The organism is Microvirga arvi (genome assembly GCF_016892765.1).
Classification (GTDB): Bacteria; Pseudomonadota; Alphaproteobacteria; order Rhizobiales; family Beijerinckiaceae; genus Microvirga; species Microvirga arvi.
The window spans coordinates 91,664-109,733 of record NZ_JAFEMD010000006.1; the positions used below are offsets into that span (position 1 = coordinate 91,664).

Annotated in this window: 20 protein-coding genes and 1 other RNA gene; 3 read left to right on the top strand and 18 right to left on the bottom strand. The window is 65.9% G+C overall.

Features of this window, described 5'->3' with window-relative positions; all coding sequences use genetic code 11:
* Nucleotides 1–124 precede the first annotated feature (124 nt).
* The 18 genes from tolB to ILT44_RS05660 form a co-directional block, all read right to left on the bottom strand.
* Complete coding sequence (tolB, locus tag ILT44_RS05575; protein WP_204238582.1) at nucleotides 125–1,450, bottom strand: Tol-Pal system beta propeller repeat protein TolB; 1,326 nt, start codon at nucleotides 1,448–1,450, stop codon at nucleotides 125–127.
* A 27-nt stretch (nucleotides 1,451–1,477) separates the two neighbouring features.
* On the bottom strand, nucleotides 1,478–2,599 hold the full coding sequence (gene tolA, locus ILT44_RS05580) for a cell envelope integrity protein TolA (protein WP_204238583.1): 1,122 nt from the start codon (nucleotides 2,597–2,599) through the stop codon (nucleotides 1,478–1,480).
* A 28-nt stretch (nucleotides 2,600–2,627) separates the two neighbouring features.
* A complete protein-coding gene (locus tag ILT44_RS05585; RefSeq protein ID WP_204238584.1) occupies nucleotides 2,628–3,071 on the bottom strand; it encodes an ExbD/TolR family protein in 444 nt (147 codons plus the stop codon).
* A gap of 12 nt (nucleotides 3,072–3,083) precedes the next feature.
* Nucleotides 3,084–3,824 carry a protein TolQ gene (gene tolQ / locus ILT44_RS05590; protein ID WP_204238585.1) on the bottom strand — a complete coding sequence of 247 codons (741 nt, stop codon included), beginning with the start codon at nucleotides 3,822–3,824 and terminating at the stop codon, nucleotides 3,084–3,086.
* Nucleotides 3,825–4,125: 301 nt separating this feature from the next.
* Nucleotides 4,126–4,533: a tol-pal system-associated acyl-CoA thioesterase gene (gene ybgC / locus ILT44_RS05595; protein ID WP_239467945.1), complete on the bottom strand. Its 408-nt coding sequence runs from the start codon at nucleotides 4,531–4,533 to the stop codon at nucleotides 4,126–4,128.
* Between the two features lie 46 nt (nucleotides 4,534–4,579).
* On the bottom strand, nucleotides 4,580–5,626 hold the full coding sequence (gene ruvB / locus ILT44_RS05600) for a Holliday junction branch migration DNA helicase RuvB (RefSeq protein ID WP_204238587.1): 1,047 nt from the start codon (nucleotides 5,624–5,626) through the stop codon (nucleotides 4,580–4,582).
* Between the two features lie 96 nt (nucleotides 5,627–5,722).
* Nucleotides 5,723–6,340 carry a Holliday junction branch migration protein RuvA gene (ruvA, locus tag ILT44_RS05605; protein WP_204238588.1) on the bottom strand — a complete coding sequence of 206 codons (618 nt, stop codon included), beginning with the start codon at nucleotides 6,338–6,340 and terminating at the stop codon, nucleotides 5,723–5,725.
* Nucleotides 6,341–6,594: 254 nt separating this feature from the next.
* On the bottom strand, nucleotides 6,595–7,098 hold the full coding sequence (gene ruvC / locus ILT44_RS05610; protein WP_204238589.1) for a crossover junction endodeoxyribonuclease RuvC: 504 nt from the start codon (nucleotides 7,096–7,098) through the stop codon (nucleotides 6,595–6,597).
* Between the two features lie 145 nt (nucleotides 7,099–7,243).
* Nucleotides 7,244–7,990, bottom strand: a complete 747-nt coding sequence (locus ILT44_RS05615; RefSeq protein ID WP_204238590.1) for a YebC/PmpR family DNA-binding transcriptional regulator — start codon at nucleotides 7,988–7,990, stop codon at nucleotides 7,244–7,246.
* A gap of 98 nt (nucleotides 7,991–8,088) precedes the next feature.
* Nucleotides 8,089–9,492 carry an HD-GYP domain-containing protein gene (locus ILT44_RS05620; protein WP_307826333.1) on the bottom strand — a complete coding sequence of 468 codons (1,404 nt, stop codon included), beginning with the start codon at nucleotides 9,490–9,492 and terminating at the stop codon, nucleotides 8,089–8,091.
* Nucleotides 9,493–9,552: 60 nt separating this feature from the next.
* Entirely contained in the window at nucleotides 9,553–10,245 is a 693-nt protein-coding gene (locus tag ILT44_RS05625; RefSeq protein WP_204238591.1) for an exopolysaccharide biosynthesis protein, read from the bottom strand.
* 104 nt (nucleotides 10,246–10,349) lie between these two features.
* Nucleotides 10,350–11,171: a TIGR00282 family metallophosphoesterase gene (locus tag ILT44_RS05630; RefSeq protein ID WP_204238592.1), complete on the bottom strand. Its 822-nt coding sequence runs from the start codon at nucleotides 11,169–11,171 to the stop codon at nucleotides 10,350–10,352.
* Nucleotides 11,172–11,180: 9 nt separating this feature from the next.
* Entirely contained in the window at nucleotides 11,181–11,765 is a 585-nt protein-coding gene (locus ILT44_RS05635) for a 5-formyltetrahydrofolate cyclo-ligase (protein ID WP_204238593.1), read from the bottom strand.
* A 4-nt stretch (nucleotides 11,766–11,769) separates the two neighbouring features.
* Nucleotides 11,770–11,926, bottom strand: a non-coding RNA gene (gene ssrS / locus ILT44_RS05640) — 6S RNA.
* A 75-nt stretch (nucleotides 11,927–12,001) separates the two neighbouring features.
* Nucleotides 12,002–12,217 (bottom strand): GNAT family N-acetyltransferase, encoded by a 216-nt coding sequence (locus ILT44_RS31855; RefSeq protein WP_372441140.1) that lies wholly within the window; start codon nucleotides 12,215–12,217, stop codon nucleotides 12,002–12,004.
* A 368-nt stretch (nucleotides 12,218–12,585) separates the two neighbouring features.
* Nucleotides 12,586–12,774, bottom strand: a complete 189-nt coding sequence (locus tag ILT44_RS05650) for a GNAT family N-acetyltransferase, cg3035/Rv0428c family (protein WP_204238594.1) — start codon at nucleotides 12,772–12,774, stop codon at nucleotides 12,586–12,588.
* Between the two features lie 55 nt (nucleotides 12,775–12,829).
* Nucleotides 12,830–13,198, bottom strand: coding sequence for a cell division protein ZapA (locus ILT44_RS05655; RefSeq protein WP_204238595.1), 369 nt, complete (start codon nucleotides 13,196–13,198; stop codon nucleotides 12,830–12,832).
* 4 nt (nucleotides 13,199–13,202) lie between these two features.
* Nucleotides 13,203–13,514 carry a DUF4164 domain-containing protein gene (locus ILT44_RS05660; RefSeq protein ID WP_204238596.1) on the bottom strand — a complete coding sequence of 104 codons (312 nt, stop codon included), beginning with the start codon at nucleotides 13,512–13,514 and terminating at the stop codon, nucleotides 13,203–13,205.
* Nucleotides 13,515–13,791: 277 nt separating this feature from the next.
* On the opposite strand from ILT44_RS05660, the gene tkt reads away from it, so the two are divergent.
* Genes tkt through ILT44_RS05675 form a run of 3 tightly spaced genes read left to right on the top strand, consistent with a single transcriptional unit; the run spans nucleotide 13,792 to nucleotide 18,053 of the window.
* Nucleotides 13,792–15,795, top strand: a complete 2,004-nt coding sequence (gene tkt, locus ILT44_RS05665; RefSeq protein WP_307826334.1) for a transketolase — start codon at nucleotides 13,792–13,794, stop codon at nucleotides 15,793–15,795.
* Nucleotides 15,796–15,840: 45 nt separating this feature from the next.
* Complete coding sequence (gene gap, locus ILT44_RS05670; protein ID WP_204238597.1) at nucleotides 15,841–16,848, top strand: type I glyceraldehyde-3-phosphate dehydrogenase; 1,008 nt, start codon at nucleotides 15,841–15,843, stop codon at nucleotides 16,846–16,848.
* Between the two features lie 14 nt (nucleotides 16,849–16,862).
* A complete protein-coding gene (locus tag ILT44_RS05675; RefSeq protein ID WP_204238598.1) occupies nucleotides 16,863–18,053 on the top strand; it encodes a phosphoglycerate kinase in 1,191 nt (396 codons plus the stop codon).
* The last annotated feature ends 17 nt before the right edge of the window (nucleotides 18,054–18,070 follow it).

The window sequence follows — 18,070 nt, forward strand, 5'->3', positions numbered from 1 at the left end:
CGCAGCGCTTCTTGATGAATGCACGAGGCAGCTACAGCGCCCAACTCAGCGATCACTCACCCGGTCATAACACCCCCACCCCTGCCCTCCCCGCAAGGGGGAGGGAGAATGAGAGATCGCTCGTTCACCGCGCCTCGCTCAAGAGCGGCGACCAGGTCGGGTCCGAGGCGAAGGACGGGGTCGGCACGGGCTGCTCGACGCGGCCGGTGATGTCGACCATGTAGAGCTTGCCGCCGGCCTGTCCGCCCGGATCGCGGAAGAACAGGATGTACTGGCCGTTGGGCGCCCAGGTCGGGCTTTCGTTGTGGAATCCCTCGGTGAGGATGCGCTCGCCCGAGCCGTCCGGCTTCATGATGCCGATGGCAAAGCCCCCGGCGCGCTGCTTGGTGAAGGCGATGTAGTCACCGCGCGGCGACCAGGCCGGCTGCGAATAGGAGCCGTCGCCGAAGGAGATGCGGCGCTGGTCCGAGCCGTCCACGTTCATGACGTAGATCTGCTGCTTGCCGCCGCGGTCGCTCTCGAACACGATCTGCTTGCCGTCCGGCGAGAAGGACGGCGACGTGTCGATGGCGCCCGTCGAGGTCAGGCGCGTGGTGGCCTGCGACCCCAGGTTCATCATGAAAATGTTGGCATTGCCGCCCTGCTGCAGGCTCATGACGATGCGCTGCCCCTCGGGTCCGAAGCGCGGCGAGGACGCCATGTCGGGGAAGTTGCCGAGAACCTGGCGCGAGCCGGTCTCGAGATTGATCACCTGAACGCGCGGCTGCTGGCCTTCGACCTGGGACATGTAGGTGATGTCCTGGGTCGCCGGCGAATAGCGCGGCGCCACGACGGAGGTGTCTCCTTGAGTCAGGTAGCGCACGTTCGCGCCGTCCTGATCCATGATGGCGAGGCGCTTGCGGCGGTTTTCCTTCGGGCCCGATTCATCGACGAACACCATGCGCGTGTCGAAGAAGCCGCCGAAGCCGGTGATCTTGGTGTAGACCGCGTCCGAGATGATGTGGCCGACCCGGCGCCAGAAATTGGCATCCGTGACATATTGCTGGCCCGTGAGCTGCTGGCCCGTCTCAATGTCCCACAGGCGGAACTCGGCCCGAAGCCGTCCCGACGGATCGCGCGAGACGCGGCCCGTCACCAGCGCCTGGGCGCCCGCCATCTTCCAGGCGTCGAAGCGCGGGGCGGCGTCGAAGGACGGCCGCTCGGGGAAGCGGGACTTGTCGAGGGGCGCGAAATAGCCCGAGCGCAGCAGGTTGTTGTTGATGATGCCGGAGACGCGCTGCCCCATGTCGCCTTCGCCGGAGAAGTCGGCGACGGCGATGGGCATGGGCTGGAACTGCCCGCCCGGGCCGACGCGGAACGAGAGCTGCGCCTGGGCCGCGGGAGCGAGCGCCATTATGGGCAGGACGACAGCCAGCGCAATGAGAAGACGGGAAACGAAACGAGTGATCATGGGATGCTGTCTCAAGCTTGAAGGGCTTTAAGAGAGAGGAGGATCGAACTGGACGTTCAAAACCTTCCAGTCCGCGTAATAGGGGACGAATTTCGCCGGGATTTCGAACTGGCGGCACTTGCGGATGGCCCTGACGGCGGCATCGGCAACGGCACGGTCGGTCGAAGTGCTTCCCGCCTGAAGAATCCGCGGGTCGGTGCTGAGCGAACCGTCCTGGTTCAGGCGGATATCGAGAATCGGGGCTGTGACCTGTCCGCCCGAAGCCGCGATCGGCGCACTGTAGCAGCGCTCGATCTGCGACACGAGAAGGCCGATAAGGGCGTCGCGCAGGCTCGGGGTGAGCTTCGCGGCCGATCCCGTCGCGGTGCCGAGCGAGGCGGTCTTCTGGACCTCCGCGCCCGTCGAGCCAGTGGATTGGTGCTTGTCCTTGGTGTCGAGGAACTGCTTCAGGTCGCCCATGTCGAGCTTCTTGGCGACCTGGGCCTCCTTGCGCGCCTTGGCCTCGGCCTCTTCCTTGACTTTCGCTTCCGCGAGCTTCTTCGCCTCGGCTTCAGCCTTTGCCTTCGCTTCCGCCTCGGCCTTCGCCTTGGCTTCCGCAATCTTCTTGGCCTCGGCCTCGGCCTTGGCTTTCGCCTCCGCTTCGGTCTTGGCCTTTGCTTCAGCCTCGACCTTGGCCTTTTCGGCGGCCTTCGCCTTTTCGATGGCCTCGGCTTCGGCCTTCTCGATCATCTTCTTTTCCGCCTCGGCCTTGGCTTCGGCGGCCTTGTCCTCCTGCGAGCGGGTCGGCGGCGCGGGCGGCGGAGGCTGGGCGGCGACGGGCTCTTCCTTGTCGGCGACCTTCATCTCGGCCGGGCGCTTCGGCGGCGCGGGCGCATCGCGCTTGTCCTCGCCGGGATCCTTCAGCTCGGCCTTGTCGGCAACGCGCTCGGCGCGGGGCTTGGGCTGCGGCGCCTTGGCGTTCGTCTCGCCCCTGGTGATCTGCGAGAGCTGAGCGTCGGTGATGACCTCAACCGGGATGCCTTCCTGCGCCTCGGGAAACTCGGCGACGGAGGACAATCCCACCATGGCGGCCGCCAACAACGCCGCATGCGCGACGCCCGAGACCCAGAAGCCCGGCTCGGAGGTGTTGAACTTCCATGTCAACGCCACGTGTGTTTGCCCCCTGCTCTCATCCGGCTCAGCGCTGATCGACCTCGGTCACGAGGGCGACGCGCTTGTAGCCGGCGGTCGTCACGATCGACATCACCTGGGCGACCCGCCCGTAATCCACCTTTTTGTCGCCGCGCACGAAGATGCGCTCGTCGAAGCCCGTCTTCGACACTTCCGCGAGCTTGCCGACGATGGCCTCGTCCGTCAGCTCGGCTTCGCCGAGGAACACCTGGCCGTTGGCCTTGATCGACAAGGTCACCGGCGTCGCATCGGAATTGAGCGGCGCGGCCTTGGTCTGCGGCAGATCGAGCGGCACGCCCGCCGTCATCATGGGCGCCGCCACCATGAAGATGATGAGCAGCACCAGCATGACGTCGATGAACGGCGTCATATTGATCTCGTTGATCACGCCCGAGTGCCGGGCGCGCCTGCGGCGGCGTCCGCCTCCTGCCGATCCTGCCATCATCGCCATGCCGGATCTCCCTTAAGCCGCGTTGGCCGGAGAGCGGCCCGCATGGCCGATGCGCTCGTCCACCTGACGGGACAGGATGGCCGAGAACTCGTCGGCGAAGCCCTCGAGCCGCGACTGCAGCTTGCCGACTTCCGAGTTCAGCTTGTTGTAGGCGAGCACCGCCGGAATGGCCGCGAAAAGGCCGATGGCGGTGGCGAACAGCGCCTCCGCAATGCCGGGGGCGACGACCGCGAGGCTCGTGTTCTTGGAGGCGGCGATCGACGTGAAGGAATTCATGATGCCCACCACCGTGCCGAAGAGGCCGATATACGGACCCGCCGAGCCGATGGAGGCGAGAACCGTCAGGCGGGCATTGAGCCGCTCCACCTCGCGCTGGATGGTGACGTCGAGCACCTTGTCGATGCGCTGCGGCAGGGTCTGGAACGAGCGGCCCGAGCCCTCGAAGGAGCGCTTCCACTCGCGCATGGCGGCGACGAACACGGCGGCCAAGCCCGTGGCCGGACGGCTCTGGAGGTTGCGGAAGAGCTCCTCCAGCGACTGGCCCGACCAGAACACGTCCTCGAACCGGTCCATGGCGCGCTTGGTGCGGCTGTAGAGCAGGGTCTTGTCGACGATGATGGCCCAGCACCAGACCGAAGCCGCCAGCAGGCCGATCATCACGAGCTTGACGACGAAATGCGCCTGCCAGAACAGGCCCAGGAGGGACAGGTCGTGGGCCACAGGAGCGGCCTGGGCCACATCAGCCGGATTCATGAAACTCGTCCTCGCTCTTCGAGCAGCCCCAGGGATGCCTGAGACCCACCGCAGATTGGTTTGGAAAGATTTGTTCTTGTATTACTGCTCGTTCGCCCCCGAATCTGTCGAAAATAAGGGCACCGGGCAGTCAGACGCACAATCGTCCCAGACCGTACCCTGTTAGGCACAGAGTAAGGTTAAGGTCTGGTTTAAGTGCGGCCCCGCAGAGGCGAATTGTCTGAAATTGATATGGAAATTCCGGCTAGTATGCGCTGGAGGCAGGGCTCCCGCGCACCCTGACCATAGGGTAAGTCCGGTCCTACGGATTCACGCTCAGCGCCGCCCGCAGCTCGTCCGGGATTCGCACGGCCCGCCCTCCCCTGACGGCCGCGACCATGACATCGGCTGTCACCAGCACCTCGTCTCCGCGCCGAACCTCCTGAGCGAGCGTCATCGACGCGCCGCGCATCTCCTTGGGCCGGGTCACGATGGTGAGCACGTCGTCCATGACGGCGGCGCCGCGGAAATCGATATTCATCTTGCGGACCACGAAGGCCAACCCGTCCATCCTCGCGTGAAGATCGGACTGCGCCACCTCGACCGCCCGCAGCAGCTCCGTGCGGCCGCGCTCCATGAAGCGCAGGTAGCTCGCGTGATACACGCGCGCCGAAAAATCCGTGTCTTCGTAGTAGACGCGGATGGGGAGGACGTGGGCGCCGTCCTGCATGAAGCCGGAGAGATGGGAGCCGACCACACCTCCCTGGTCCCGCTTCTCACTCATCCGCATCCCCGCCGAACAGCCCGAACTGCGCCACCGTCTCGCGGGTGGGCTCGGGGATGCCGAGGTGCTTGAAGGCGTGGGGCGTGAGGATGCGCCCGCGGGGGGTGCGCTGCACGAAGCCCTTCTGGATCAGGTAGGGCTCGATGATGTCCTCGATGGCGTCGCGCGGCTCGGAAAGGGCCGCCGCGATGGTCTCGATGCCGACCGGGCCGCCGCCGAAGGAACTGGCGATCATAGTCAGGTACTTGCGGTCCATCAGATCGAGGCCGATCGGGTCCACGTCGAGGAGGCGCAGCGACCGGTCGGCGAGGTCGCGGGTGACGGTCTGCATCCCTTCCACGATGGCGAAGTCCCGCACCCGGCGCAGGAGGCGCCCGGCGATGCGGGGCGTGCCGCGGGAGCGGCGGGCGATCTCGTTGGCGCCCTCCTCGCTCATGCCGAGGCCCAGCACCCGGGCGCCGCGGCGGACGATGAGCTCCAGCTCGTCGACGGTGTAGAATTCGAGCCGGATCGGAATGCCGAAGCGGTCGCGCAAGGGGGTGGTGAGCAGGCCTGCGCGGGTGGTCGCGCCGACAAGCGTGAACTTCGGCAGCTCGATCTTCACCGAGCGGGCCGCCGGACCCTCGCCGATGATGAGGTCGAGCTGGTAATCCTCCATGGCCGGATAGAGGATTTCCTCGACCGCAGGATTCAGGCGGTGGATCTCGTCGATGAAGAGCACGTCGCGCTCTTCCAAGTTGGTGAGCTGCGCCGCCAGGTCGCCGGCCTTGGCGATCACCGGGCCCGAGGTCGAGCGGAAATTGACGCCCAGCTCGCGGGCGACGATCTGAGCGAGTGTGGTCTTGCCGAGGCCCGGAGGGCCCACGAAGAGCACGTGGTCGAGGGCGTCCCCACGGGACTTGGCGGCATTGATGAAGATCTGAAGATTAGCCCGCGCGGCCTTCTGGCCCGTGAAATCGTCGAGCGACAGCGGCCGGATCGATGCATCGACATCGTCCTCGCGCTTTTCGGGGCTGATCAGGCGGCGGGAATCGGTCAAAGAGGCTTACCTTCCAAAGGCTTCATATAGGCGTTTTGCGTGTCATACGCCATCTTCAACAAGATCAAAACAGGAACATTCGTCCCTGCGGTTCGCCTATCGCGCCAGCTCCCGCAACCCTAACCGGATCAGGGTCTTCGCCTCGGCCTCATCGCCGGCCTGCTTCATGGCGGCGGCGACGGCGGCGGAGGCCTGGACCTGGGGATAGCCGAGATTGACCAGGGCCGAGATGGCGTCCGTCACCGGAGCGGGCGCGCTCCTGTCCTCCACCGCGCCGGTGAGGCGGATGAGGGCCGGATCCACGGAGGCGAAGGCCGGGGCCTTGTCCTTGAGTTCCGACACGATGCGCTGGGCGAGCTTGGGGCCGACGCCGGGGCCGCGGGCGACGGAGGCCTTGTCGCCGGTGGCAATCGCCGTGGCGAGGCTGCCAGGGTCGAGCACCGAGAGGATGCCGAGCGCCACCTTGGAGCCCACGCCCTGGACCGACTGGAGCAGGCGGAACCACTCGCGCTCCGAATCCGAGCGGAAGCCGAAGAGCCGGATCATGTCCTCGCGCACATGAGTCTCGATGGAGAGCACCGCCGCCTCGCCGGTGGGCGGCAGGTTCTGGAGGGTGCGGGAGGAGCAGTGGACCACGTAGCCGACCCCATGCACGTCGAGAATCACGAAATCCTCGCCGTAAGAATCCACCACGCCCTTGAGTTTGCCGATCACGTTCTTTGTCGCTCCTGCTTCCCTCCCCCTTGCGGGGAGGGATTGAGGGTGGGGGTCGAAAAGTCGGGACGCTGCGCCTCATCATCCAAGCATTGAGGTCAATACAGCGCCGTTCTTACCTGACCACTCACCCAGTCGAACCACCCCCACCCCTACCCCTCCCCGCAGGGGGGAGGGAGGAGACGCTTCACTCGTCCAACGATCCCGGATCGGCTGACGCCGTCCGGGATGACGCTGTGCTTTTCTGTAACACCCTAATAGCTCGCCGCCAAAGCGCGAGCCTTGCGGTGGTGGGCGTGGGCGATGGCGATGGCCAGCGCATCCGCCGCGTCGGCCTTCTTGAAGTCCGCCTTGGGCAGGAGGATCCTGACCATGGCCTGCACCTGATCCTTGTCGGCATGCCCGACGCCCACCACGGTCTTCTTCACCTGGTTGGCGCCGTATTCCGCCACCGGCAGCCCATGCAGGGCCGGAACGAGCAGGGACATGGCGCGGGCCTGGCCAAGTTTCAGGGTCGCCTGCGCGTCCTTGTTGACGAAGGTCTCTTCGACGGAAACCTCGTCGGGGGTCCAGGTCCTGATCACGTCCGTCAGCCGGTCGTGGAGCTGCTTGAGGCGCAAAGCCAGTTCAAGGTCGCCGTCGGAGGTCACGACCCCGCAGGCGACGTACGAGAGCTTCGTCCCCTCGACGGTGATGACCCCCCAGCCGGTGTTGCGCAGGCCGGGATCGAGGCCGAGGATGCGAATAGATTGGCTCAACTTCTAACCCTCTCCCCTCTGCGGGAGAGGGGGACCACTGCGATAGCAGGGGTCGGGAGAGGGGCCGTTCTCGGCCCACGACTCCCCCCTCTCCCGGCTCACTGACGTTCGCCACCCTCTCCCGCTACGGGGAGAGGGTTAAGAATCACCCAGCCATCTTCTGCATGAGCGCGTCGGACAGCTCGAAATTGCCGTAGACGTTCTGGACGTCGTCGTGCTCCTCCAGCGATTCCATCAGCTTCATCAGCTTCTCGCCGGTCTCGTCGTCCACGGCGACGGGGGTCTGGGGCTTCCAGACCAGCTTGGAGGCCTTGGGTTCGCCGAACTTGTCCTCGAGCGCCTTGGTCACCTCGTTGAGATTGCCCTGATCGCAATAGACCTCATGGCCGTTCTCGGAGGAGGCCACGTCGTCCGCGCCCGCGTCGATGGCGGCCTCCAGCATGGCGTCGGCATCCGCCACTTCGGGACCGAACTCGATGTAGCCGACCCGGTCGAACATGAAGGAGACGGCGCCGGTCTCGGCGAGGTTGCCGCCGCTCTTGGTGAAATAGGAGCGGATGTCGGAGGCCGTGCGGTTGCGGTTGTCGGTCATGGCCTCGACGATGATCGCCGCGCCGCCTGGGCCGTAGCCCTCATAGCGGATCTCGTCGTAGCTCTCCGCGTCGCCGCCGGAGGCCTTGTTGATGGCGCGCTGGATGTTGTCCTTGGGCATGTTCTCGGCGCGGGCGGCGAGGATCGCGGCGCGCAGGCGCGGGTTCATGTTGGGATCGGGCATGCCCATCTTGGCGGCCACGGTGATTTCGCGGGCAAGCTTGGAAAACACCTTGGACCGCACCGCGTCCACCTTGCCCTTGCGGTGCATGATATTCTTGAACTGTGAATGCCCGGCCATGGGGGCCTCCGGATTTTCGGCCGAGAGCCGCCTCATTGGGAAGCGCCCGTCAGGCCGGAGAAGTTGACGATGGCAGGCTTATAAGGCGGCGAACGGTTTCAGGCAAAGCCCCTTTGGACTTGCCCGCCCTCGATCCGGTCCAGAGCCCGCCGAAGCGCATCCACGCAGACCGGATCGAAGGCCGTCCCGATCTCCGCTTCGAGGATCCCCATGGCCTTCGAGACCGGCATGGCGGCGCGGTAGGGCCGATCGGCGGTGAGGGCGTCGAAGACGTCGGCCACCGAGATGATCCGCGTCTCCCGGCCGATCTCGTCTCCTGTGAGCCCCCTGGGATAGCCCTTGCCGTCGAGGCGCTCGTGATGAGCTCCGCCGATGCGGGCCAATTCCTCGAAAGCCCCGATCCGGGACAGGATGGTCTCGCTGTAGAGGGCGTGATGGCGCATGGCGGCAAACTCCGCCTCATCCAGTTTGCCGGGCTTGTCGAGGATCTCGTTGCTGACCCCGAGCTTCCCGATGTCGTGGAGAAGGGCTGCCCGCCGCAGCCGCCGCCGTCCCGCCTCGTCGAACCCCATCTCCCCTGCGATCAGATCAGCAAAGAACGCGACCCGGTCGCTGTGGCCGCTGGTATAGGGGCTTTTGGAATCCACGACTCGCGCGAAGGCCGCCGCGATGTCGTCGAGATAATCCTCATCGGCGATCTCGATGCGCAGGGCAGGCTCCAGGGCGAAGATGGCGTTCTCCACCTCCTCCGACGCCAGGGTGTCCCAGAAGGAACGGCTTCCGGCGATGCGCTCGAAGGCCTCGACAACCTGGGGATCGAACCAGGTTCCCGACCGCGCCCGCACCTCCCGCCGGGCCGCCGCCTCTCCGGCTCCCGTGTGGAACACATCGACCACCTGAGCCAAGAGCGCGATGCGCGAATAGATCGAGATTTCGGCCCTGGCGATACCCAGCGGCTTGCCGCCGCCATTCCAGTGCTCGTCAAGGGCCTGGATGCCCTGTGCCACGCCTTCGGGAAAGCGGAGCTGGCGGGCGATCTCGGCGCCGCGCTGGCATCGTGTCTCGATGAGTTCGCGGGCGATCTCGCCGCCGTTCTGGACGATGTTGACGACCGCACGGAAGCGCTCCGCCAGCCCGGCCTTCAACCCGGTATGAGACAGCACGAAGCCCAGGACCTGCGGGAGGCGGTCGCCGACGGACTTGAAGTCCCGTTTGAAGGCCAGATCGTCGGTGAGGTAGAGCTGACAGATGCGGGCCGCGTTGCTGCTGCAGCCGAGATCCTTCAGGAGAAGCGTGTAGTAGAGCTCCCACAGAGCAGTTTCGCTCAGGCCCAGCTCCCGTCCCACATGAACCCCGATCCAGCAGGCCCGCACGCAATGGCCCGCGGGCTGGCCCTCCGTCAGGTCCAACGCATGGCTCAGCGCTCCCAGCACCTCCGACAGGCGAACGGCCTGAACCCCTTCGGCAGACGCGCTGCTCCATTCGCGTGACTGTACGCCCACCCGCTGCCCCTCGGTTTCTTCCCGGAGCAGGATAAGACGACGCCGCTTAAAAGATCGTGCTTAGAACCCGAGCCATCCGGGCAGATTGTGGAAGGCCGCCAGGATGAGGTGGTAGGAGGCGCCGAGCACCGTGGCCGTATAGGCCAGCCCGGCCAAGCCGATGAGATAGCCGACGATGAGAAGATAGCCGTCCTCCTCCATGATGGCGATGGAGGCGATGACGAGGGCGATGGAGGGCGGGAAGTTGGTGCCCGGGAACGGGATCAGGACCGACACGGCGACCAGGAACGCGAAAAACCCGACCACCCGGTCTCCGAGTGGACCGAAGAGTTGGAGCAGGCGCGGCTTGCAGTAGCTTTCGAGCTTCTGAAGCTTGGGTTCCGCCACGTCGATGAGACGCTTGAACTTCGCGACGGAGACGGTCTGCCGCAGGATGAAGCCCGGCAGCCAGGGGCGCTTGTGGCCCAGCATCATCTGGATGCCGAAGATCAGGACCGGAGTGCCGACGATGCCGGCAATGCCGGGAACGTTCGGCACGCAGTTCGGCAGGGAAAACAGGATCAGCACGAAGCCGAAGGCGCGCTCGCCGAAGGCCTCGATAATCTCACGGATCGAGATCGTCTCGCCCTCGGCCTCGTCGATCACGGCGCGCAGGACGGCCGAGGCGCTCTGGTGCTCATGCGCCCGATGGAACTCGCTCTCCTGGCGGTAGACGTTGATCCTGGATCTGGTCGACTTCGTGTTGGCTTCCACCGATCTCCTCCGTGGCAGGAGAGATGGGAACGGCAACGCTCCACGCCAAGGGATGGCCATGGAGCGTCGCCCTCTCCCGCTAAGGGGAGAGGGAGAATTGCGCCTCAATCCCAGAACAGAGGCCAAGTCTCTTCCAGATTCGGCCCGAGCCGCACCGCCGCCACGCGCCTGGCCAAGCCAGTGCGGTCGTCGGTCTCGACCGCGATGCCGGAGAGCGTGCCCTCGCCCAAGGCCGGCTCCATGCGGATCCCCGGCGTCTTCTGGAGGAAGCGGCGGATCGATTCCTCTTTCTGCATCCCGAGCACGGAATCGTAGTCGCCGCACATGCCCGCATCGGTCATGTAGGCCGTACCAGCGGGGAGGATCCGGTGGTCGGCGGTCGGCACATGGGTGTGGGTGCCCACGACCAGGCTCGCCCGCCCGTCGAGATGGTAGCCCATGGCCTCCTTCTCGCTCGTGGCCTCCGCATGCACGTCAATGATGACGGCATCCGCCACCTGACCCATGGGGCAGGTTTCGAGCTCCCGGTCGACGGCGGCGAATGGATCGTCCAGCGGATCCATGTACAGGCGGCCCATGACGTTCACCACGAGGACGCGGGCCCCCGAGCGGGTATCGATGAGGTTCGCACCCCGCCCCGGCGTTCCCGGCGGGTAGTTCACGGGGCGCAGGAGCCGCGGCTGGCGCTCGATGAAGACCAGGGTCTCACGCTGGTCCCAGGTGTGGTTGCCGAGCGTGATCGCATCGGCGCCCGCACCTAAGATCTCGTCGCAGATCGCCTCGTTGATGCCGAAGCCCCCGGCGGAGTTCTCGCCGTTGATGACCACGCAGTCGAGCTGCCAGCGGTCGCGAAGACCCGGCAGGCGCTCGATCACCGCATTGCGGCCGGGCCGCCCGACGATGTCGCCGAGGAAAAGAAGACGCATGATGAGTCCTTACGCGGATTTCGTCCGAATGAGTTCGGCTTCGGTGATGACAATGTCGAGAAGCCGGTCATGGGGCTCGACCGGAACCTCGTCGATCTCCTGAACCGCATAAGCAAGCCCAATGGTCAAGACGGAATGTTTTTCCTCCAGCGCCGCGATGGCGCGGTCGAAATGGCCCTTGCCGTAGCCGATGCGCCCTCCCCGGCGGTCGAAAACGACGAGGGGAACGAGAAGCGCCTTCGGAAAGACCTCGGGCGCGTCGGGGCCGGGCTCACGCACGCCGAAGCCGCCCTTGATCAGCATGTCGCCGGGCTGCCAGAGGCGCCAACTCAGATGGGGGTGGAGAATCTGGGAGAGCGCCACGTCCTGTCCGCGATCGAGCAGCGCCTCCATCAGGGGACGCGGATCGACCTCGCTTCGGATCGGCCAGTAGCCGCCCACCGGGGTCACATCCTTGAAATCGGGACAGTCGAGGGCTTGGGCCGCGATACGCTGCGCGGCCTCCTCGCGAAACTGTTTCTCGAGCGCGTCACGGCGCGCAAAGCTCTCCTGGCGGAGGCGCTCTTTCAGTTCGGGAGGGGGTAGGGAGGTCATCAGGTGCGGAGCCACGAAAAGCCGTCGGAGAAGCGATCCCGGGAACCTACAAAGTAGGTGGGCGCCGTATGTTCCGGTCCACGGACCGGGCAGGGACAGCTCCCGTTGGGATCGATAAGGCCCCGGGGAATATGAACTCCTAACGCGCCCCGCAGCCCCGCCTTTCCTATGTAGGGATTGGGACGCGCGGGGGGAAGGGGAAAGTTCGGGAAATCGGCAAGGACCGACCGGCAGCATCAGAACTCCCGGCGTCGATAATGATAGCGGTACACCTCGCGTCGGAAGCCGAGAGCCTGGTACAGGGATCGTGCGGGAGCGTTGCTCGCCACCACCGCCAGGCAGGCTCCGGTGGCGCCGCAGCGCTCCTGCGCCCATGCCAGAACGGCGGCGACGGCCTTCGCGCCAGGCCCTGCCGTCTGAAGGCGGGATCGGTCACGACGGAATTCACGCAGACGAGCCCGTCGTGGACCGCCCCAAAGGCAAGGGCACCCAAGCGCCCGCCATCGAGCGGGACGGCCGCGAAGACAGCGGGAACCGACAGGCTTTTCAGGATCTTCCGGTGCGCATCCTGCGCGGGCGCGCTCTGCTCATGGAGCCGGGCCAAGGCTCCCAACCAAACCTCCCCTGGAAAACCTTCTTCCAGCACGACATCGGCAGCCGAGTGAGGCGAGGTTTCGGCGAAATCCGCGAAAAGGACGCAGCTTTCATCCTCCGGCGGGTCGTGTCCTCCCCGGTCGAGAGCCCGGCTCAGGGCAGGGTCGGCGGTGGTGGGGATGCAGAAGATCGGCGGCAGTCCCTGGGAGGTATAAAGAGCCTCGCACTAGGCGATCTTGTGATCGAGCGGCAGCGTACCGGAGGAGAGAAGGTTGACGGAGTTCGCCCTCCGGGTATGGCCGTCGGCCAATCGGATCAGCCAGCCGTCGAACACCACCTCGCGCAGTGCCGGCCAGCCGTTCAGGCAGGCCTCCTCGATTCGTTTGGCAAGGCGAATGTCCGGGAGAGAGTTCATTCTTGGATGAGAGCAGAACACCTGCGCCATCGCAACAGGATCACCTGGGGTCCGTCTAAACCTGCCCCACCCCGTTCAGGTTCCGGGCCAGTTCCTCGATGCGCTCGGCTGCCCGCTGGAGGCCATCGGCGAGCCTTGCCTCGATCCGTTCGAGGCGCTCGTCCCGGGAGACGTTGACGCTGTTGAGCAACGCCACTTCCTCCGCAAGCGCAGCGATCCGCTTTTTCGTTTCGTGCAGTTCGTCGGCCTGGGAGATGGCCGCCATGACGTGAAGGCGCAGGTCGTCGACTTGGCCAAAGGTGGCGCGCATCTCCTCGATCCGGGTGTTATAGGCGGCGGCCAGCCCTTCGAGATGCCGCTCCTCGCCCTCGGCGCAGGCGATCCGGTAAGTTCTGCCGGCAATGGTCACCGTCACCTGGGACATGCCTCTAGCCTTCCTCGGGTTCGAGCTGCCCGGCTTGGGCCAGTTGGCCGGCCTCGGCCAAAACGGACTCGACGGCCCCGATCGCCTGGCGCACCCGCCGGCTCACGTCATCGGTGGCAGCCTCGAAGCGGTGCAGGCGGGTGAGCGCCCCGTCGAGCTCCACCGCGAGGCGGGCCCTGTCGTCCTGCATGAGCTGGAGTTCGGTTTCCAGGCCGCCACGCCTCCTGTCGGCCTCCATGCGGCGCGATACGGACGCCTCGAGGAGGCCCAGGGCCATGTCCAGCCGCTTCATCGCTTCGTCGAGTGTGGGCGCCATCATGCCTCCGGGAATCGGGCACGAGACTAGCGCATCGTGCGGAAAAGTGGACCCGGTTTTCGCTAACGCGGCCCTGCGGGTCACGAGCGTGGCCCTTCGGGACCGCGAAGAACGATGCACCCATCAAAGAAGGAGCATCGGACCTTGGGGAGCAACGGTCCTCAAGGGGATTATGCCCCTTCGAGCCTTTGACTCGCCTTAGCCGCGTGATAAGGAGCCCACGCCTTTTCCAGACAGACCGCCCCGTTGCGGGGCCTCAAGACTTGTGGATCACGCCGTGCTGAATATCGCCCCCGCCGATCGCGTCACCCATTCCGATCTGGCGAACGCCGTGCGCGTCCTCGCCATGGATGCCGTCGAACAAGCCAAATCCGGCCATCCGGGCCTGCCCATGGGCGCCGCCGATATCGCCACGGTGCTGTTCACCAAGTTCCTGAAATACGATGCCGCCGACCCGACCTGGCCCGACCGCGACCGGTTCATCCTGTCGGCCGGCCACGGCTCGATGCTGCTCTATTCGCTCCTGCACCTGACGGGCGTGAAGGGCATGACGGTCGACGAGCTGAGGAATTTCCGCAAGCTCGATTCCAAGACCCCGGGCCACCCCGAAAACTTCATGACGCCGGGCGTCGAGACCACCACCGGCCCGCTCGGCCAGGGCATCGCCACGGCGGTGGGCTTCGCCCTCGCCGAGCGCATGCTCAATGCCGAATACGGTAACGACCTCGTCGACCACCATACCTATGTGCTGGCCTCCGACGGCGACCTGATGGAGGGCATCAGCCACGAGGCCATCGCGCTGGCCGGCCACCTGAAGCTCAACCGCATGATCGTCCTCTGGGATGACAACGAGATTTCCATCGATGGCCCCCTGTCGCTCTCCGACTCCGTCGACCAGGTGAAGCGTTTCCAGGCCTGCGGCTGGAATGCGGTCCGCGTCGACGGCCATGACCCGAAGGCGATCCAGCGCGCCATTGCCCGCGCCCAGAAGTCGGACCGCCCGACCCTTATTGCCTGCAAGACCACCATCGGCTACGGCGCTCCGAAGAAGGCCGGCACCTCCAAGGCCCACGGCGAGCCGCTCGGCGCCGAGGAACTCGCCGGCGCCAAGGCCGCTTACGGCTGGGGCCATGGCCCCTTCGAGGTCCCGGACACCATCCGCGACGCCTGGGCCAAGGCCGGCAAGAAGGGACGCCGCCTGCGCAAGGCCTGGACGGACCGCCTCAAGGCTCTTCCCGCCGACAAGCGCGCCGAGTTCGAGCGCCGCGTCAAGGGCGTGCGCCCGCAGGGTCTGGCCGATGCCGTCGCCAAGCTGAAGAACCGGCTTGTGGCCGAGCCGCAGGCCGTTGCCACCCGCAAGGCCAGCGAGATCGCCCTTGAGGTCCTCACCGAGGCCGTGCCGGAACTGGTGCTCGGCTCGGCGGACCTGACGCCCTCCAACAACACCAAGACCAAGAACCTCACCGCGATCTCGCCGGGCAACTATGCCGGCCGCTACATCCATTACGGCATCCGCGAGCACGGCATGGCGGCTGCCATGAACGGCATCGCGCTCCATGGCGGCTATGTGCCGGCCGGCGCGACCTTCCTGGTCTTCACGGACTATGCCCGTCCCGCCATGCGCATCGCGGCGCTCGCCGGCATTCCGACGGTCTACGTGATGACCCACGACTCGATCGGCCTCGGCGAGGACGGCCCGACCCACCAGCCGGTGGAGCATCTGGCGGCGCTTCGCGCCATGCCGAAGATGCGCGTCTTCCGCCCGGCCGATGCCATCGAGACGGCCGAATGCTGGCAGATGGCGCTCGAGCGCACCGACGGCCCTTCGACGCTGGCGCTCACGCGCCAGAACCTGCCGCAGGTCCGCAAGGAAGCTGGCCAGGGCAACCTCTCGGCCACGGGCGCCTACGAGCTGTCGCCCGCTTCGGCTAAGGCCCGCGCCACCCTCTTCGCCTCGGGCTCGGAGGTCGAGATCGCGCTCGCGGCCCAGAAGCTTCTGGAAGACCAGAGCTTCGCCGTACGCGTTGTGTCGGTGCCCTCGCTCGACCTGTTCCTCGCTCAGCCCGAATCCGTCCGCGCCCGCATCATCGGCGATGCGCCGATCAAGGTTGCGGTCGAGGCGGCCGTGCGCTTCGGGTGGGATTCGGTCATCGGCCCGGACGGAATTTTCGTCGGGATGCATGGGTTTGGCGCCAGCGCGCCCTACAAGGACCTTTACAAGCACTTCGGCATCACCGCCGAAGCGGTCGCCGAAAAGGTTCTCCGGACACACAATCTCTGAGGCTCGGGAACCCCTCAGGCCTCGTTATACAAGGGAGCTAAGACTATGACGGTGAAGGTCGCGATCAACGGATTCGGTCGCATCGGACGCAACATCCTTCGCGGCATCGTGGAAAGCGGCCGCAAGGACATCGAGGTGGTTGCGATCAACGACCTCGGCCCGGTCGAGACGAACGCTCACCTGCTCCGCTTCGACTCCGTCCATGGCCGCTTCCCGGCGGATGTGCAGGTCGATGGCGAGTTCCTCGTCATCAACGGCAAGAAGATCCGCGTGACGGCGATCAAGGATCCGGCGACCCTGCCGCACCGGGAGCTCGGCGTCGACATCGCCATGGAGTGCACCGGCATCTTCACCTCGAAGGAGAAGGCCTCGGCTCACCTGACCGCCGGCGCCAAGCGCGTCATCGTCTCGGCTCCCGCCGACGGCGCCGACCTCACGGTCGTCTACGGCGTCAACCACGACAAGCTGACGAAGGACCATGTCGTCATCTCGAACGCTTCCTGCACCACGAACTGCCTCGCCCCAGTGGCCAAGGTGCTTCACGATGCGGTCGGCATAGAGAAGGGGTTCATGACCACGATCCACTCCTACACCAACGACCAGCCGACCCTCGATCAGATGCACAAGGACCTCTACCGCGCCCGCGCGGCGGCCCTGAACATGATCCCGACCTCGACCGGCGCCGCCAAGGCGGTGGGCCTCGTGCTGCCCGACCTCAACGGCAAGCTCGACGGCTCGTCGATCCGCGTGCCGACCCCGAACGTCTCCGTGGTCGACTTCAAGTTCGTGGCTAAGAAGGCGACCACGAAGGAGGAGATCAACGAGGCGATCAAGCGCGCCGCCGCGCAGGAGCTGAAGGGCATCCTGGGCGTCACGGACCAGCCTAACGTCTCCTCGGACTTCAACCACGATCCGCACTCCTCCGTGTTCCACCTGGACCAGACCAAGGTGATGGAGGGCAACTTCGTGCGCGTGCTGTCCTGGTACGACAACGAGTGGGGTTTCTCGAACCGCATGGCGGACACCGCCGTCGCCATGGCGAAGCTCATCTAAAGGGAGGCTCGCGAATGACCGCCTTCCGCACGCTCGACCAGGCCGACGTCAAGGGCAAACGCGTTCTCGTCCGGGTGGACCTCAACGTCCCGATGGAGAACGGCCGGATTACGGACGCGACGCGCATCGAGCGCGTCCTGCCCACCCTCAGGGAAATCTCCGACAAGGGCGGGAAGGTGATCCTTCTCGCCCATTTCGGCCGCCCGAAGGGACGCGATCCCAAAGAGTCCCTGAAGCCTGTCGCGGAAGCGGTCTCGCAGCACCTCGGCAAACCCGTGGCCTTCGCCGATGACTGCATCGGCGAAGGTGCAAGCAGCGCCGTCAACGCCCTGAAGGACGGCGACGTGATCCTCCTCGAAAACACCCGCTTCCATGCGGGCGAGGAGAAGAACGATCCGGCTTTCGTCCAGGAATTGGCGAAGCTCGGCGACCTCTACGTCAATGACGCCTTCTCGGCAGCCCACCGGGCCCATGCCTCCACCGAAGGCCTCGCTCGCAGGCTGCCGGCTTATGCCGGCCGCGCCATGCAGGCGGAGCTCGACGCCCTCACCAAGGGCCTGGAAGCACCGAAGCGCCCGGTCGTCGCGATTGTCGGCGGCGCCAAGGTCTCGACCAAGATCGACCTGCTCGAAAACCTCGTCGCCAAGGTAGACGCCCTCGTGATCGGCGGCGGCATGGCCAATACCTTCGTGCACGCCACGGGCCTCGGCATCGGCAGGTCCCTGGCGGAAAAGGACCTGGCGGCGACGGCCATGCGCATCATCGAGAAGGCGCGGGAATCCAACTGCGCCATCATCCTGCCGGTCGACGGCGTCTGCGCCTATGAGTTCAAGGCGGGCGCGCACAACCACACCTACGGCATCGACGCGATCCCCGAGGATCAGATGATTCTCGATGTCGGCTCGCAATCGGTCGAGCGCATCAATTCCGCAATCAACGATGCGGCGACGCTGGTGTGGAACGGCCCGCTCGGCGCGTTCGAGATCGCGCCCTTCGACCAGGGCACTGTGGCGGCGGCCCGCCACGCGGCCCAGCGCACCAAGGACGGCAAGCTGGTCTCCGTCGCCGGCGGCGGCGACACGGTGGCGGCCCTCAACCATGCCGGCGTTGCGGACAGCTTCACCTATGTCTCGACGGCAGGCGGCGCCTTCCTCGAATGGCTCGAGGGCAAGTCGCTCCCCGGCGTGGAAGCCCTGAGAGCCTGAAGGCAGTCACGGCAAAG